This window comes from Opitutus sp. GAS368 (assembly GCF_900104925.1).
Taxonomy (GTDB): domain Bacteria; phylum Verrucomicrobiota; class Verrucomicrobiia; order Opitutales; family Opitutaceae; genus Lacunisphaera.
In genome coordinates this window covers 780,538-797,658 of the sequence record NZ_LT629735.1, presented here as the reverse complement: position 1 = coordinate 797,658, position 17,121 = coordinate 780,538, and the positions used below count along the sequence as shown (strand labels likewise).

The 17,121-nt window shown below is 63.1% G+C and carries 11 protein-coding genes; 3 read left to right on the top strand and 8 right to left on the bottom strand.

The annotated features are described in order from the left end of the window. Positions 1 to 384: 384 nt before the first annotated feature. Positions 385 to 714 (bottom strand): hypothetical protein, encoded by a 330-nt coding sequence (locus BLU29_RS03455; RefSeq protein WP_091055180.1) that lies wholly within the window; start codon positions 712 to 714, stop codon positions 385 to 387. 159 nt (positions 715 to 873) lie between these two features. Here BLU29_RS03455 and BLU29_RS03450 point away from each other — a divergent pair, with 159 nt between their 5' ends. Then, positions 874 to 2,373, top strand: coding sequence for a PLP-dependent aminotransferase family protein (locus BLU29_RS03450; RefSeq protein WP_172830198.1), 1,500 nt, complete (start codon positions 874 to 876; stop codon positions 2,371 to 2,373). 109 nt (positions 2,374 to 2,482) lie between these two features. Here the strand turns inward: BLU29_RS03450 and BLU29_RS03445 are convergent, their stop codons facing one another. From BLU29_RS03445 to BLU29_RS03435, 4 genes are all read right to left on the bottom strand, one after another. Then, positions 2,483 to 3,223, bottom strand: coding sequence for a thioredoxin family protein (locus BLU29_RS03445; RefSeq protein ID WP_091055178.1), 741 nt, complete (start codon positions 3,221 to 3,223; stop codon positions 2,483 to 2,485). A 322-nt stretch (positions 3,224 to 3,545) separates the two neighbouring features. After that, complete coding sequence (locus BLU29_RS17830; RefSeq protein ID WP_157693592.1) at positions 3,546 to 3,722, bottom strand: hypothetical protein; 177 nt, start codon at positions 3,720 to 3,722, stop codon at positions 3,546 to 3,548. 327 nt (positions 3,723 to 4,049) lie between these two features. Beyond that, entirely contained in the window at positions 4,050 to 6,263 is a 2,214-nt protein-coding gene (locus tag BLU29_RS03440; protein WP_091055177.1) for a DNA gyrase/topoisomerase IV subunit A, read from the bottom strand. Between the two features lie 231 nt (positions 6,264 to 6,494). Beyond that, the gene (locus tag BLU29_RS03435) at positions 6,495 to 8,336 is read right to left on the bottom strand and encodes a toprim domain-containing protein (RefSeq protein WP_091055176.1); all 1,842 of its coding nucleotides are present in this window, start codon (positions 8,334 to 8,336) and stop codon (positions 6,495 to 6,497) included. 464 nt (positions 8,337 to 8,800) lie between these two features. Between BLU29_RS03435 and BLU29_RS03430 the strand changes: the two genes are divergently transcribed. After that, on the top strand, positions 8,801 to 9,541 hold the full coding sequence (locus tag BLU29_RS03430; RefSeq protein ID WP_091055175.1) for a hypothetical protein: 741 nt from the start codon (positions 8,801 to 8,803) through the stop codon (positions 9,539 to 9,541). A 397-nt stretch (positions 9,542 to 9,938) separates the two neighbouring features. Beyond that, positions 9,939 to 10,625 (top strand): disulfide bond formation protein DsbA, encoded by a 687-nt coding sequence (locus BLU29_RS03425; protein WP_091055174.1) that lies wholly within the window; start codon positions 9,939 to 9,941, stop codon positions 10,623 to 10,625. 388 nt (positions 10,626 to 11,013) lie between these two features. On the opposite strand, the gene BLU29_RS03420 is transcribed toward BLU29_RS03425, so the two are convergent. From BLU29_RS03420 to BLU29_RS03410, 3 genes are all read right to left on the bottom strand, one after another. Then, positions 11,014 to 11,535 carry a hypothetical protein gene (locus BLU29_RS03420; RefSeq protein ID WP_091055173.1) on the bottom strand — a complete coding sequence of 174 codons (522 nt, stop codon included), beginning with the start codon at positions 11,533 to 11,535 and terminating at the stop codon, positions 11,014 to 11,016. 669 nt (positions 11,536 to 12,204) lie between these two features. After that, on the bottom strand, positions 12,205 to 15,132 hold the full coding sequence (locus BLU29_RS03415) for a TonB-dependent receptor (protein ID WP_091055172.1): 2,928 nt from the start codon (positions 15,130 to 15,132) through the stop codon (positions 12,205 to 12,207). Positions 15,133 to 15,784: 652 nt separating this feature from the next. Then, the gene (locus BLU29_RS03410) at positions 15,785 to 17,029 is read right to left on the bottom strand and encodes a TCR/Tet family MFS transporter (RefSeq protein WP_157693591.1); all 1,245 of its coding nucleotides are present in this window, start codon (positions 17,027 to 17,029) and stop codon (positions 15,785 to 15,787) included. Positions 17,030 to 17,121: the final 92 nt, after the last annotated feature.

The window sequence follows — 17,121 nt, the reverse complement described above, 5'->3', positions numbered from 1 at the left end:
TGCTCGATGCGTGCCACTACTCGCATGTGTGGCGTCTCGCTCAACACGGTCTTGAAGTTTGTCCCAATGATTGCGCTGGCTTGCTCGATCTATCAGGATAACGCCTACTTTAGGGTGAGGTCGTTGCGTTTGACCTCTTGATGGACCATTTGGTGACCCGTCTCCGCACAAGGCTTCGACGAGGCAAGCGGTGAGGCCCAGGCAGAGAAACCGGAGACCTGAGACCTGAAACCTGAGGTTATTTGAGTTCGAGGTCATTGGGTTTCACTTCCTTAACGGACCATCTGGTGACGTTCAGGCCTTTGGATGTGCGAGTGCTGACAGAAATTGAGGTCAGGTCGAAATCGAGTTCGCGGATGCGGGCGCGGGTTCGCCTGGCACGCATCAATCTCCGCAGCCTGATTGCATCTGACCGTCGGGGCGGTTGCATTGCAGCGGCCGGGAATTGGCTGCCCAAGCCTTCAGCTGCGCCAGATCATTTTTCATCGAGATGGCTGTCAGGATATTGTTCAGGCGATGCGTGATGGCCCGGACATGCTCCAGGTCGCGTGGTTTTTCCATCCGGGTGCCCAGTCGGCCCTGGATTTCCCGCAGCATCGACCAGAGCTGCTCATCACCACACTGTTTGAGGAAATCGTCATATTTCTCCCAATAACAAGCCGGGCGACCGGGTTCATCGGGGTTTTGCGCCGCGGGGGAGGGTTGGTTGTTCATACCCGCACGGTGCATGCAGAGCAGGCCGCGGCCACTTTTAGCCGGCTGTGTCACGGACCTGATCGGCGAACTGTGCCAGCCGGCCGGTGCAAGTGGTTCCAGTGAATAGGATCGCCAGGCCGGGCGGGGGCGTTAAACTGCCTGACGCGCCCGATGCGCATGCCCATGCCTGCGGTGCCGATCCAACGCCAGAACACCACCTATCGCACACTGGCGGAATCCGTGCGGCGTTTCATCGCGGAGGGCACGTTGCGGCCGGGGGAAAAGCTGCCATCGGTCCGCCAGATGGCCCGGCAGCGCGGGGTAAGCACAGGCACGGTGGTCAAGGCCTATGCCAGCCTGGAAAACCTGGGCGAGGTGGAGGTGCGTTCCCAGTCAGGGTTTTATATCCGGCCCCGTTCCGGCGTGGAATACCCGCTGCCCCAGATGGCCCGCCCCATGGCCCGGCCCAGTTATGTGGGGGTGAGCGATCTCGCGGCGGAGGTGATGACCAGCTCCGCCCTGCCGGCGAATGTCGCGTTCGGATGGAGCACGCCCGATGCCGCGATCTTTCCCAACCGGCGGATCGCCCGGATGATGGCGTCGATCATTCGCGATGACCCCGACTCGCTCGCCCGCTCGACCGTAAACTGGGGCTTTGAGCCGCTCGCCCGCGAAATCGCCCGCCGCTACGTGCATGCCGGTGTCGCCCTGTCCCACGCCGAGGTGCTGATCACCGTTGGCTGCACCGAGGCGCTGAATCTCTCCATCCGGGCGGTGACGAAGCCGGGTGACACCGTGGCCATGGAGACGCCGGTGTCCTTCGGGCTCATGCAGATCCTGCAAAGCCTCGGGGTCCGCGTGCTGGAAATCCCCGCCTGTCCGCGCGAGGGGCTCCAGCTCGAGGAACTGCGCGCCGCCCTGGTCGCCCGGAAAATCACGGCGTTGTTCGTGATGCCCAACTACCAGAATCCGCTCGGTTGCAGCCTGAGCGACGCCCACAAAGCCAGGCTCTACGCCCTGCTGCAGGAGTTCGATATCCCCGCGGTGGAGGACGACGTTTACACCGAGCTGCATTTTGGCGCGCAATGTCCGCGACCACTGAAGGCGTGGGATACCGATGGGCGGGTGCTGTTGTGCGGCTCGTTCGCGAAGACGCTGGTCCCCGGTTTCCGGGTCGGTTGGTGCGCCCCCGGCCGTTACCTCGAACCCGTGCGCCGGTTGAAAATGGCCAACACCATGGGAACCCCGCTGGTCCTGCAAAAAACCATCACCGATTTCCTCCGGATCGGCGGCTATGATCATCACCTCCGCAGTCTGCGCCGGACCTATCAACAGCACCTGCGGCTCTACTCGGAAAACCTCCGGCGCCATTGCCCGCCCGGCACCCGCCTGACCCAGCCGGATGGCGGCTACGTCCTGTGGGTGCAGTTTCCCGCGGCGGTGGACACGGTGCGGCTCTACCATGAGGCGTTGCAAAAAAAGGTCAGCATTGCACCGGGCATCCTGTTCTCGGCGCAACCGCGCTTCAACCATTGCATCCGACTCAACACCTCCTCCCCGTGGTCGGATCGCATCCAGTCCGCGCTGCGGCTGATCGGCCGGCTCGCCGCGGCCCAGCTGGATGGGGCGGGGGAAAAATCCGCCGCCCCGGATCTTCAGCGTCAGCCGGTCAGCTGAGCCCGGGACCGACGGGGTGTTTCAAGAGCTTTTGAGAGAAGATGATGGACTGAATGGCCCCGCCTTCGCTTCAAGCTGCCGCGCTGCAGCATGGACGGGCTTCGGCCTATCATGGCAGCGTGGAGCGGTATTTGTCGTGATAGTCCACCCATGATTGGGCCATGTCCGGATCCTCGTCGCGGCCCTTGGGCACGAGGTCGAGGTATTGGTAGGCGGTGTTCATCATGTCGATGCCTCGCGCGAAACAGGAATAGGTGTGAAAGATCTCCCCCCGGCTGTTCTTGTAAAAGGCGCTCACGCCCTCGCGGTCGGCGCAAAAGGCCGGCCCCAGGCGGTAATTGTAGAATTGCTTCCCGCTCCGGACTGCGGCCTCCGGGAACGAGACATGGAAATCGTAGTTGAAATCCGATCCGTGCGACGAGACCCACTTGAAGCTCCAGCCCATGCGGGCTTTGAACCGCGCCAGCTTTTTCAGCGGCGCGCGCGACACCGCGAGCATCGTCACGTCGCGTTGGTTGAGATGCCGGATGATGGGATCGAAGCTGTCCGCCCAGAAGGAGCAGTGGGCGCAGCCGGCTTTTTCGCGGGGGCCGAACATGAAGTGATAGATGACCAGCTGGCTTCTCCCCGCGAACAGGTCGGCCAGCGTCTCGCGGCCCTTCGGACCCTCGAACACATACTCCTTGTCGATCTTGACCCAGGGCAGGGCGCGGCGTTCCGCGGCGAGCCGTTCGCGGGCGTGGGTGAATGCCTTTTCCTTCGTCAGCAGGCGGGTGCGTGCGGCGAGCCATTTTTTGCGGGATACGACCGGGTGGCGGTCGAGGGTGGGGGTGGAGGTTTTTTTAGCCATGGGATCCTGCCTTTTTGTTGGGCGGTTAAGGGGTGGGACAATACCAATCGCCTCAAGCGACTACACTCTACACCAAGGTCGCCAAGGCCGCGAAGCAGATCCTGCGATGCGAAATATCTCTGCGTTCTTTGCGGCCTTCGTGTAAGAGCTTTGGGTGTTTGGGATAATATGCAGTTTACACCTCACGGCGGCTTCGCGCAAGGCTTCCGCCGTCGCTGAAGCTCTGGCGCGACAAAGCGGTTCACCGATGGCGAAAAACACTTCCGTCGCCCATTTGTGCCAGCGGTCGCGTCGGGCAAAGAGCGCGATCAGCGGGCCGGCATCAACCAAGTAGCCTGGGGCCAAAGCCTTCACGGCTGGAGAGGTTGGGGGCGCCTTCCATCATGCCAGCCACACGCTTGGCCGCATCGGCAAAGCTGGGCAGACGCGAGACGGAAACACGCCGGCCGTTCCTGGCCTTGGCCCGGGGAGAAACAGTGCGGCGTGACTTGAGTTTCATGCCCGCAAGGAGTCATCGGGCGGCGGCAAAGTCAAGGCGGGGAGTGGAGAGAGTCCGGCCTGCTGCCGGACCCGCTGGATTCGGCGGTGCTGATCCGGAGCTAGCCAAGGCAGGGCCCATCAGGAGATGGGCCCTCCAAGGGAGGCGTCAGGGAAAGCGCGGAGCGGAGTCCGCGCCCTACCTTACTTCAGGGCGAGGTCGTTGATCTTCACTTCCTTCACTGACCACTTGGTGACGGTCAGGCTAGGCAGAGAAACCTGAAACCCGAGACCTGACGGAGCGCCTGGCGCGGAGATGGCGGAGCAAACCTGAGGATGTTCAGATGGATCACTTCAGAGCCAGATCGTTAATCTTTACCTCTTTAACAGCCCACTTTGTTACTGTGAGCCCCTTGGAGGTCCGGGTTGAGACAGGCACCGGGGTGAGATCGAAATCGAACTCGCGCACCCGGGCACCCGAGCGGCCGTCCAAGGAGATGTGCACGCTTTTCGGCATGTCCTTTTCTTTCTCCTGAATGTCCAGCCACACGATCCGCGAGCCTTCGGTCTTGGCCAGGGGGTAGAGCTTGTCGCGGCTGAGGCCGCCGATTTGGAATTTCTTGGCGTAGCTCTTTCCCTCGGGGCCGTCCCGGTAGATCATCGTGTAGAACTTCGTGTCGCCTTCCTTGGGCCACACCGCGACGTGTTTGATATCGCGGCCCATGAAGGTCTTGTCGGCGACCTTCGTGACCTTGAGGCTGGCGTCGCCCATGATCGTGAGGACAGAGTCGAGGATCGTGCACTCGGTGACGAACTCGTGTTGGCGCCAGTTGAGGCCGATGAAGCCGTCCTCGCGGTTGACGTAGAGGCGCTGGTTGGCCGAGACCACCTCCGAGGCGTCGATCTGCTCGATCTCGTCGTAGCTGGTCTTCCGCCTGATACCCTTGCCGTATTTCTCGGCGAGAGACTCGAACCAGGCGACGGCATACTCGGTGAGCTTCTTGAGGTTGGCCTTCGTCTCCTTGATGCCTTCCTCGATCTTCTTCATGGCCTCGTCGGCCTGGAAGCGGTTGTAGGCGGAGATGCGCTTGATGCGGATCTCGGTGAGGCGGACGATGTCGTCGTCGGTCACCTCGCGGCGGAGCTGCTTGAGGAAGGGCTTCAGGCCGCCGCGGATCTCGGCGAGGACGCTCTCCCAGGTCTTGGACTTCTCGATGAGGCGGTAGATGCGCTCCTCGATGAAGATGCGCTCGAGGGAATCCCAGTGCCACTGCTGCTCGAGCTCGCCGAGCCTGATCTCAAGCTCGCGCTTGAGGAGCTCGCGCGTGGCCTCGGCGCTGGCCTTGAGGATGTCGCGGACGCCGAGGAAGTGGGGCTTGTCATCGCCGGTCTTGGGGTCGCGGACGATGACGCAGGCGGCGGGGTTGAGCTGCACCTGGCAGCTGGTGAAGACGTAAAGCTGCTGGATGACCTTGTCGGGCTCGGAGCCCTGCGGGAGGTGGATGAGGATCTCGACCTTGTCGGCGGTGTTGTCGTCGACGTGCTTGACCTTGATCTTGCCCTTGGCGTTGGCGGCGAGGATGGACTCGATGAGGCTCTCGGTGGTGACGCCGTAGGGGAGCTCGGTGACGGCGAGGAGGTATTTGGAGCGCTCCTCGATCTTGGCGCGGACCTTCACCTTGCCGCCGCGCTCGCCGTCGTTGTATTCCGCGAAGTCGGCGGTGCCGCCGGTCGGGAAGTCAGGGAGGATGCGGAAGGTTTTTCCCTGGAGGTGGTTGATGGCCGCGCGGCAGAGGTCGTTGAAGTTGTGCGGGAGAATCTTGGTCGAGAGGCCGACCGCGATGCCGTCGGCGCCCTCGAGGAGGACGATGGGGAACTTGGCGGGGAGGGTGATCGGCTCCTTGTTGCGGCCGTCGTAGCTGAGCTGCCAGGTGGTGGTCTTCGGGTTGAAGAGGACGTCCTTGGCGAAGGCGGTCAGGCGGGCCTCGATGTAGCGGGGGGCGGCGGCATCGTCGCCAGTGAGGGTGTTGCCGTAGTTGCCCTGGGGCTCGATGAGCCAGGCGCGCTGGCCGATGGACACGAGCGCGGCGCCGATGGAGGCGTCGCCGTGCGGGTGGAGCTTCATCGTGGCGCCGACGACGTTGGCGACCTTGTGGAAGCGGCCGTCGTCCATGTCCCAGAGGGTGTGGAGGACGCGGCGCTGGACGGGCTTCAGGCCGTCGTCGATGTGCGGGACGGCGCGGTCGAGAATGACGTAGGACGCGTAATCCAAAAACCAATTGCGATAGCTCTGAGCCAACGGCGCTTGTTCGTCCTGAACTTTTTCGCCCTTCTTCCGCTTGGGGGGCGGAGCCTCCTCAACGGAAGCAGCGGTAAGCGGTAAGCTTGAAGCTTTAAGCTCGGAAGGCTTCGGAACGGAGGTATCTACCGGGGAATCCGGTTGGTTTTCTTCGGAAGGCTTAGCGCTTACTGCTTTACGCTTATCGCTTGGCAACGGCGCGTCTGCGCCGTCGAGCGCGAGCTCGGCTTGGTCGGATTTCTTGGAGGGTTTCTTCTTGGCCATTTCTTGGGAGAGTGAAAGTGAGAGAGAGTGAAGAGAGCGATTTTTTTAACCACTAATCCACACTAAGAAGACACTAATTTCGGAAAGGGTTTGGATTGTCATCCTGAGCGAAGTGAAGGATCCAGCAGCACAACCGTTGGCGCACATCATACTGGATTCTTCGCTTCGCTCAGAATGACAGAGATGAAGAATAGATTAGTGAGGGATTAGTGGAGATTAGGGTGCCAAAACTCACACTTCGACCAAATCTTTTTCGACTCTCAGGTTGTCGATGATGAAGTCCTGGCGCTCGGGGGTGTTCTTGCCCATGAAGAAGCTCAGGAGCTCGTCGGAGCTGTAGAGGTGGTGCAGGTTCACCGGGTCGAGGCGGATGTTCTCGCCGATGAAGTCCTTGAACTCGCCGGCGCTGATCTCGCCGAGGCCCTTGAAGCGCGTGATCTCGTGCGTGGCGCCGCACTCGGCGACGGCGGCCTGCTTCTCCGACTCGGAGTAACAGTAGCGCGTGATCTTCTTGTTGCGGACGCGGAAGAGGGGCGTCTGCAGGATGAAGAGGTGGCCCTGGCGGATGACGTCGGGGAAGAACTGCAGGAAGAACGAGAGCAGCAGCAGGCGGATGTGCATGCCGTCCACGTCGGCGTCGGTGGCGATGACGATGCGGTTGTAGCGCAGGCCGTCCATGCCGTCCTCGATGTTGAGGGCGGCCTGGAGGAGGTGGAACTCCTCGTTCTCGTAGATGACCTTCTTGGTCAGGCCGTAGGTGTTGAGCGGCTTGCCCTTGAGGGCGAAGACGGCCTGGGTCTGGACGTCGCGCGTGGCGGTGAGGGAGCCGGCGGCGGAGTCGCCCTCGACGATGAAGAGGGTGGATTCCTCGGCGCGCTCGTTGCGGTCGCCGAGGTGGAGGCGGCAGTCGCGGAGCTTGCGGTTGTGGAGGGAGGCCTTCTTGGCGCGCTCGCGGGCGATGTTGCGGATGCCGGCGAGCTCCTTGCGCTCGTGCTCGTTCTCCTCGATCTTCGCCTTGATGATCTCGGCCGTCTCGCGGTTCTTGTGGAGATACGTGTCGAGCGACTGCTGCATGAACTTGCCGACGAATTCCTTGATCGAGGGGCCCTTGGGGCCGAGGTCGGCGGAACCGAGCTTGGTCTTGGTCTGCGACTCGAAGACGGGCTCCTGCACGCGGACGACGATGGCGGCGTCGATCGACTGGCGGACGTCGGCGGCGTCGAAGTCCTTCTTGAAGTGGTTGCGGAGGGTCTCGACGAGGGCCTCGCGGAAGGCGGCGAGGTGGGTGCCGCCCATGGTGGTGTGCTGGCCGTTGACGAAGGACCAGTATTCCTCGCCGTAGTGCTTGCCGTGGGTGAGGGCGATCTCGATGTCCTCGCCCTCGAGGTGGATGATCGGGTAGAGCGGCTCGCCGGAGAGCTCCTTGGTGAGGAGGTCCTTCAGGCCGTTCTCCGACTTGAAGGGCTTGCCGTTGAGCGTGAGGGTGAGGCCGCGGTTGAGGAAGGCGTAGTTCCACAGCATGTCCTCGATGAACTCGGTGCGGAACTTGAAGTCGGAGCCGAAGAGTTTCTCGTCGGGCGTGAACTCGATGATGGTGCCGGTGCGCTCCTCGGTCTTGGTGACGCGCGACTGGGTCTTGAGCTTGCCCTTCTCGAACTCGACGACCTTGGTCTCACCGTCGCGGACGGCCTGGGCGCGGTAGGTGAGGGAGAGGGCGTTGACGGCCTTCTGGCCGACGCCGTTGAGGCCGACGGCCTTCTGGAAGGTTTCGGAGTCGTATTTGGCGCCGGTGTTGATGATGGAGACGCAGTCCACGAGCTTGCCCAGCGGGATGCCGCGGCCGTAGTCGCGGACCTTGACGGAGCGGTCGGTGAGCTCGACCTCGATCTTGCGGCCGCCGCCCATCATGAATTCGTCGATGGAGTTATCGATGGTCTCCTTGAGCAGGACGTAGATGCCGTCCTCGGCGTGGGCGCCGTTGCCGAGCCGGCCGATATACATGCCGGGGCGGAGCCGGATGTGCTCGAGGGAGCTGAGGGTCTTGATGCTGGCTTCGGTGTAGGCTTGGGCCATGGGTTTGAATTAAGAAGGAAGAAGGAGGAAGGAAGAGACCTGAAACTTGAAACCTGAGACCTGAAAAGTCGGCGCCGGGTTGAAGTTGAAAGGTGAAAGACCGGGCTCTGGAGAACTTGTCCCCGGCAAGCCGGGGCAAAGGGCTTGTTGGCGGAATAGAGAGGGGCGGCAACGCGGTGTGACAAGTGTAAATACAGGGGCCGGGCGACCGATTGAGAGACTTGAAACCTGAGACCCGAGGATTTTAGCCACGGAACACACAGAACACACGGAAGCAGGACCTGACCTTGCACAGGAGCCAGTGGAGGACGGATTGTTCATTTTTCAATGTTCGTCGTTCGTTGTTCATTGGGTCGGGAAATGAAAATTGAACGCTGAGCGATGAACATTGAACAATTTCTTCACGGACTGGGGCTTGCCGACCGGCGGGGAACCGGGCACTATTCCGTCAATCCAATCCTGCCATGCTCAAAAAAATCCTCCTCATCGGTCTGCTCGCCGCCGTCGGCCTCTATGTCGTCCTGGCTTTTTTCCTGGGCTCCATCGTCAAGGCCGGCGTGAACAACTTCGGACCGCAACTGACCCAGACGAAGGTGGAGCTGGCCGGGGCGAGCATCTCGCCGCTGACCGGCTCGGGCACGCTCAGCGGCCTGGCGGTCGACAACCCCAAGGGCTGGACCGAGGGCCGGGCCTTCTACCTCGGCACGGTCCACGTGGCCGTGCAGCCATGGTCGATCTTCGGCGACCACGTGGTCATCGACGAGATCACCATCGACCAGCCGGAGTTCACCTACGAGACGAAGTTTGTCACCAGCAACATCAAGGACCTGCTGAAGAACATCGACCAGTTCACGGGCGGCGGGGGCAAGGCGCCGGCGACCAAGAGCGGCCAGCCGATCAAGTTTGTCGTGAAGAAATTCCGTGTGACCAACGGCAAGGCCACGCTCGGCGTGGGCGCCGCCGCGCTGCCGGTGCCGCTGCCGCCCATCAGCGTCGACGACCTCGGCGTGGCGGAGGGCGGCATCACGGCCGACCAGCTCGCCAGCGCGCTGATGAAGCACGTGCTGACGAGCATCGTCAGCGGCACGGCCAACGCGCTCAGCAAGGTCGGCGGCACGGCCGGCGCCGCCTCGCTCGAAAAGACCAAGGAGGCCGCGCAGAAAGCCGGCCAGGCGCTGCAGGATCTCTTCAAGAAGAAGCCGTGAGCGGCGGAGACCGCCGCTCAGGAAACCTGAAACCTGAAACCTGAAACCTGAGACCTGAGACCTCGCCGTTGTTGGCTGCTGCCAACCCGGTGTTTGTCCGGGCCAGTCGCCCGGCAAAGAGGGCTGAGGATTCACCACGGAATACACAGAACACACGGAAACAGGACCAACCCTTGCACAGGAGTTAACGGAGATAACAGAGAACACTCAAACCAACCTCGGTTACCTCCGTTTCCTCCTGTAAGAATTCCTTCGGTGTATGGCTTCGCCATCTACGCAAAGCCGCCGTCGGTGTTTTCCGTGGTTTAAACTGTCTTGGCCCGGGTTGCGTGGTGCTGTGTGCGGAGTGCCGCGCTGAGCAATTGACGCACCGCCGGGATGCCGCGAGCCTCGCGGCATGAAAGTCACCTACTATCTCGAGGTCATTTCATCGTGGTGCTACTGGGTCGAGCCGACCTGGGCCGAGCTGCAGCGCCGCTACGCCGGCCGCGTGGACTTCGAGTGGAAGATCGCGCTGATGCGCCGGGAGGACTACCCGGTCTCGCGCGAGCAGTGCGACTGGTTCTACCGCCGCAGCGGCCTGATGATGAAGTCGCCCTTCATGCTGAACTCGGGCTGGCTGGAGCCGTGGCGCGAGGGGCTGTTCCCCGCCGCCAGCTACGTGGCGGAGGCGGGCAAGGATTTCGGGCTCACCGGCGACGAGCTGCGGCTGGCGCTGGCCCACGCGGCGGACCGCGACGGCCTCAAGGTCGCCTCGATGGACGCGGCGATCAAGGTGGCGGTGAAGGCGACCACCCGCCTTCGCCAGGCTTCGGCGCGGCAAGAGCTCGACGGCAAAAAATTGCGCGCCCGGGCCGAGTCGGCCGAGGTGGCCGCGCGGATCCAGGCCAGCACGGCGGAGTTCTTCGCGCACCAGATCGACCAGCGCCCGGCGTTCATCCTCACGAGCGAGATCGGCGACAAGGCGGTGTTCTCCGGCATGGTGAAGATCGAGCCGCTGGCGGCCACGATCGAGTCGATGCTTTCGGATCTGGCGGGTTATGCCGCCCATAAAGCCCATTTTGGCGGCCCGCCGAAGGCCTGAGCCAGGGTGGTTTCAATACAGAGGTCCAGCCTTCGCCGGGCCTATGGCTGGCAGGCGCGGAGAGCGCAGAGTGTTTGCTGTAGACTGTAGGGCCGGTGCTTGTCGCCGGGCCGGGGCTCATGGCGAAATCAGGTCCGACGATCCTCCGTCACCAAGGCTATGAAGGACAGGCCAAGCGCCGACCCTGCACCGGATTCACGGGCCGCCGTTGCCCGCTTCCTGTTGCGCCCTGCTGGGCGCCCGGGATCAGTCGCGCGACCTTCGTCGCGGCTGAGCTACGGGCCCGGTGTGCCCTGTTGATGCCTGCTGGCATCACGGGGTTCGTCCACCGGCCTGCGCCGGGGCGAATGTCCCGAGCACTCCGCGCTACGCCGGATTCACGGGCAAATCAGCGCACGCGCTTCACCGTGATCCAGCGGCCGTCCGACAGATACAGGCGGTGGTAGCCGCTGGAGGCCTTGCGCACCTCGACGATCGCGTCGTCGACCGGCGGGGTGTAATAGACCTCGCTGCCCGTCTGCTGCCAGACCTGCCCGTTGTCCATGGTGAAGAGCGTGCCGCCCGACCAGCCGTTAAAGGAGCCGCGGATGTGGCAGGCGACCCGTTCCTGATTCTCCTCCGCCTGCCTTTGCCGGGCGACATTCACGGCGTGAGCCACCACGACCGGTTCCTGCTTCGCCTTGTAGTCGGCGACGGCGGTGGCGGCGGCCTGCTGCGTGAGCGCGGCGACGTTGCCGGCCTGGTAGTGCGCCACCGCGTCGTTGACGGCGGCCGCCTGGGCGGCGGTGAGCCCGTCCAGTCCCATCTGCTTCTTCTGCTCCGGGCTCAGGCTTTCGAGAAATCCGGCCGACCAGGCCGGGCCGGCGACGGCGGCGAGAAGCAGACCCAGGCAGAAAAGACGCAGGCGCATGGGGAAATCTTCCGCCGCCCAAGCGGCCTGACAAGCGTTTATCACTCCTCCGTCAGGTAGAGGACGCCCCGGGCGACACACCCCGCCCTGGCGGGCACCCCTCTCCAGAGGGGACCCAAACCAACGCCGGCCGATACTCCCTTCTGGAGAGGGGCCTGTCGGCCATGGGCCCGGCGACGGCCGATGGCGCGGAGCGACGGGGTGGGTCAGTTTGATGTAGGTCGGGCTTTAGGCCAATCGCCTCAAGCTACTACACTCTACACCAAGGTCGCCAAGACCGCGAAGCAGATCCTGCGATGGGAAATATCTCTGCGTTCTTTGCGGCCTTCGTGTAAAAGCTTTGGGTGTTTACACCGTTGCTGGCTTCCTGTTGCGCCCTGCTGGGCGCCCGGGATCAGTCGCGCAGCCCTTCGCTGCGGCTAATCTGCCAGCATGGGGCTACACCGTTGTGGCCTGCTGGCCACCCGGTGCATGTCCTGAGTTCTTCGCCAGCCGCCTTGCCGCGCTTCGCGCTGGCGGCGCTGATGGCGAGGGTTACACCGTTGCTGGCTTCTGCCAGCCCGGTGTTTGTCCCGAGAACTCCGTGCTCCGCCGGATTCACGGGCAAAAAAAGCGCCCGCCGGTGAGGGCGGGCGCTGAAGAGCGAAACGGGATTCCGCCTGGGCGGGATCAGAACTTCCGGCTCAGCTGCACGTAGAGGAAGCGTCCCGTGGAGTCGTAGAGGAACCCGGGATAGCCCGAGGCGTTGCTGCCGCTGCCGGACGAGAACGGGGGGTTCTTATCCAGCACGTTGAGTCCGCCGATCGTGAGCTTCGTGTTGTCCATATACTTGGTGAGCATGCCGTCGTGGAAGGTATAGCTGAACTGGAGATCCAGGGTGATCATGGCCTTCACGTTGAACGGATTGCCGTCGGCATCGTAGTCGAGGAAGCCACCGGTGTAATTGAGCACCGCGAAGGTGTCGAAGTTCTTGTAGTTCCAGTCGATGTTGGCCTTGGTCTTCCACTTGATGTAGCCGTCCAGACCCTGACCGCCGCTGGCATCGGTGCCGATCTGCTCCGTCACCGGCTGGCCGAGGATGAAGGACTGCTTGAACGAATAGAAGTAGGTGCCGCCGACACCGTAGTCGAACCGGCCCAGGGAGGCGGTGTTCTGCACATAGCTGGCCTCGAAATCGAAGCCTTGGGCAATCGTCTGGCCCGCATTGATGTAGGGAGCGGTGACACCGAGAATGGTGCCGGCACCGTCCAGGGTGACGGATTCACCCGGCTGCAGTCCGCCCGGCGAGGCGCCAAAGCGGCGATCCAGCACGTTCTGCGGGTTCGAGATGACCGTGCCCACGCGTTCCACGCGCCACCAGTCGACGTTGGCCGTGAAACCCTTCAGACCGTATGCCTTGGGGGACCAGACAATGCCGGCGGTGTAGGTCTTGGTCTCCTCAGACCGGAGGGCGGTGTTGGAACCCTGCTGCGTGGGGGTTTCCGGGAGGCCGGTGCCGGTGCGCGGATCCACCAGCGCCGTGAGGCCGTTGACCGTGCCGCCATACAACTCGAACAGGGAGGGCTGGCGGATACCCTTGCCGAAGCTGGCGCGGAGGGTGAGGGTGTCGTCAATCGGCTGATAACGGAAGGCCACCTCAGGCACCAGCTTGCTCTGTTTGCTGGTGAGGAAGCGCTCATCGCGCGCCGCCGCCTGGACCGACAGGTCATAGGCGCCGGGGATGTGCTGGCTCGGGCTGATCAGCGGCACCTTGATCTCACCGAAGAAGGCGAGGACGCTGCGGCTCTTGTTGACGAAGTTTTCCGCACCACTGCCATCGTCACCGAGCAGGCTGATCGCGTCGGGATTCTGCTCGAGGGTCTCGATGCGGTAGTCGACGCCCAGGGCGGCGCCGATGTCACCGGCCGGGAGCTTGGCGACTTCACCGGAGCTCACGGTGAAGAAGGGATTGCGGAGATAGCTCGTGAACTGGTCCTTCACGTGGACCGTCGCGTAGTTGACGGTGAGGGCGTTCGACGGGATCGGGTTGTCGGGGGAATAGCCGAACGGATTGTAGGGCGTGGTCGTGCCGATGTAGGTCGAGCTGGCCGGGTTGAAGATCGGGTCGTTGGCGTTTACGATCTGGTTGAAGCGCGAGGTCGAAACCAGCTTGAAGTCCTGGTGCACGCCGATGGTGCTGTAACGGGCACCCATGTCCACGTTCCAAGTGTCCAGGATATGGTCCATCTTCACGCCCGCGGTGGCCATGAAGGCGTCGCTGTCGGACTTGAGGATGCGGTTGCCGAACTCAAACAGGCGGAATTTGGTGCCGCCGGTGATGTCGACGTTGAACGGATTGAACGGATTGTAGGCTCCCGGGGCGGCCGCACGGGCGCGACCATCGGGCGTGGGCAACGGGTTGGGGGTGTTGGCCGGAATGACATACTCCACGCTGCCCGGAGTGGTGAACGTGCCGGTCGCCAGGGGAGCGAGCTGCGACTCCGAGAAGTTGTGCTGGTAGGACATGTCGACGTAGGCCTTGACGTTATCCATGCCGAACAGCTTGCGCTCGCCGTTGACGAAGGCGCCGTAGTGCGAGAAGGCGGGATAAGCGCCGGAGGTCTGGTTGAAGTTCCAGACCGACTGGCGGCCGTTCGAGTAGATATACTGGCTGGCGGGGGTGTTACCCTTGTTGGTGCTGCCGGGCACGATATTGCCGTCCGCGGGGACGGAGTTGCCGCCCGAAGCGCCGGGGAACACGCCGGGGTCGGCGTAGAACACGTCCTTGGTCACGCCCGGGGGCCGGGTGCCGGCGGGCAGGCCGAGGGCCTGGTCATAGGCCGCCGTGGTGATCTGGGCGTTGATCGGAATGGCGTTGGTGCTCACATACGGCGGGATCGTCGAGTAGGAGCGGTCATGGTTGAAGATCGCCGCCCGGCTGAAATAATCCAGGCCGGCGGTGAGGCTGCCGGTTTCATTCGAGACGCCCTGGACAAAGCTCGCGACGAGCTCATGGGAGTCCTTGTTGGTCGTATTGCCATACTTGAAGGTAGCCTGGGCGCCATCGAAGTTTTTCCGGAAGATGATGTTCACCACGCCGGCGACGGCATCGGCGCCGTAAATGGCCGAAGCGCCGCTGGTGAGCACCTCGATGCGCTCGACCGCCGAAAGCGGAATGCTGTTGAGGTCGACGAAGGCGGTCTGGCCGCCATTGCCGATCGGATAATCAGCCACGCGGTGGCCGTTGATCAGCACCAGCGTGGCTTCCGGCCCGAGGCCGTGCAGCGAGATGGACGCGGCGGCCGGGGTGAACCCGGTGGCGTTGTTGGAGATCGGGACCGCGCCACCGTTGGAGGCCGTGATCTTCTGCAGCAGATCGGCGGCGGTCGAGTAGCCCGTGGCATCGATCGCCTTGCGGTCGATCGAGACGACCGGGAGCGCATCGGCTTCGCCGGCCGTGAGCGTGGAAGGAATGTTCGATCCCGTGACGACGAACTTTTCCAGTTTCACGGGCGTTTCAGCAGCAGATTGCTGGGCGTAGCCAGCAACCACGTTGAGGGAGGCGCACGCGATTAACGCGCAGGCCTGCCGTAATCCACTTACGGAGCGTTTGCTCATGACTTGATTTGGTTAGGTGTTTAAGTCGCTTCACCGGCGGTCTTTGCCGGTAAGCCAATCGATCTGTTCGGGGCGGAAGCATGGCCCCGCTGGACCGACAATCAAGCAGAGAGCAGGCCTAAATGCTCAATTTTTGAGTCTAAATGCTATATATATGCGATGTTTACGGGGAAAACACCCTAATGTCCCACCAGATAAGTTCACTGCATAATCCCAAGAGACCAGTTTCCGAATGTAGGAGCCTGCTGGCAGGCGATTTGACCCGCGGAGCCAATCCCCAACGCCTGAATCGCCTGCAAGCAGGCTCCTACAATATGAACCGAACTTGTCTGATCCGGACTCATGCAGTTGAACTAAAATCCCCCGAAGAGAGATGGACTGAAAGGTGGAACCCGGCCTCCGGACGGGTTGCTTCGGCGCACGGTATAGAAAACCGGTCCGGAGGCCCGGTTCCACCTGCTCTGACTGCATGAGTCCGGCTGATACCACCCCAGTCCGGGGCGTTTGCGGTAATTTACCAGACAACTGGTCCACGCAGGGAGCCCGCTTCCGGATGGATCAATTCCGCAGGCGGTCGAGGGATCGGGGAAGTGCGCTCAACCGGCGGTGGCGGCGGTTTGGTTGGCCGCGCACGCGGAAATTTTTCGGACCGTCAGGCCGCCGCCTTCGCGGCGGCCGCGGCCACATCCTTGCGGAAGCTGCGCTGCACGAGCACCAGGGCGATGAAGACGAGCAACGACGCCTCGAAGAAGGCGAGGCCGGGCACGTGATACGACCGGTCCGGCGAGATCGCCCAGCCGAAGCTCCAGGTCGCCATGAGCCCGCCGGGGATCATGCCGAGACTCTGCAGGCCGCTCAACACGCCCTGCACCGCGCCCTGTTGGTTCGCGGGCACGTGCCGGCTGATATACGACTGCAACGCCGGCCCGGCGACGCCGGCCATGCAGACGAACACGACGATCACGAAGATCATCCAGCCCTGCGTGGCGGAGCCATAGGCCAGGTAGCCGAGGCAGGAGATGCACAGGCCGGTCAGCACGGCGCGGGTTTCACCCAGCTTGGGCACGATGCGCCGCACGAGCACGGCCTGGAACACGCCGGACATCACGCCGGCGAACATCAGCGAGAAGCCGACCATGCGCGGAGACCAATGATACCGGTAGTCCGTGTAGAGCGCCCAGGTGGAGAAGGTCACGGCCTGCGCCATCATCAGGAGGAAGTAGGACTCGACCAGCCCGAGCACCGCGGGGAAATTCTTGAGCGCGGCCAGTGCGCCGAAGGGGTTGGCGCGGGCCCAGGAAAAGTCGCGGCGGTTCCCGGGCTGGAGGGATTCGGGCAGCACGAAGAACCCCCACAGCCAGTTGGTGGCCGAGCAGCCGGCCGCGACCCAGAAGGGCAGCCGCAGGTCATACTCCGCCAGGAAGCCGCCGAGCAGCGGACCGAGAACGAAACCAATGCCGAACGCGCCGCCCAGCAGACCGAAGGCACCGGCGCGCTTCTCCGGTGGCGTGACGTCCACGATGTAGGCGTTGGCCGTGGCGAAGACGCCGGCCGTGAACCCGGCGATCGTCCGCGCCACGAAGAGCCACCAGAGCGACGGGGCGCAGGCCATGATCACGTAGTCGATGGCCGAGCCGGCCGTGGCGATCAGGATGATGCGGCGGCGGCCGAACCGGTCGGACAACGAACCGAGGATCGGCGAGCCGATGAACTGCATCAGCGCGTAGATGGTGAAGATGATGCCGTAGGTGTGCGAGCCGCTCGTGAGGTCGCCGCCGCGGAACTGCACGATGAGCTTCGGCAGGACCGGGATGAGCAGGCCGAAGCCCATGATGGCAAGCGTCAGCGTGACAAAGATGAACTTGACGGCAGGCGGACGGGGCGCGGTGGTCTCCATGGGCCGCATCATTCAACGGCCCGGCCCGGCTTGGCGAGTCCGCAGATGCCGGCGGCTTTTCCGCGGGATGGGCGGTGGATTTGTAGGAGCTT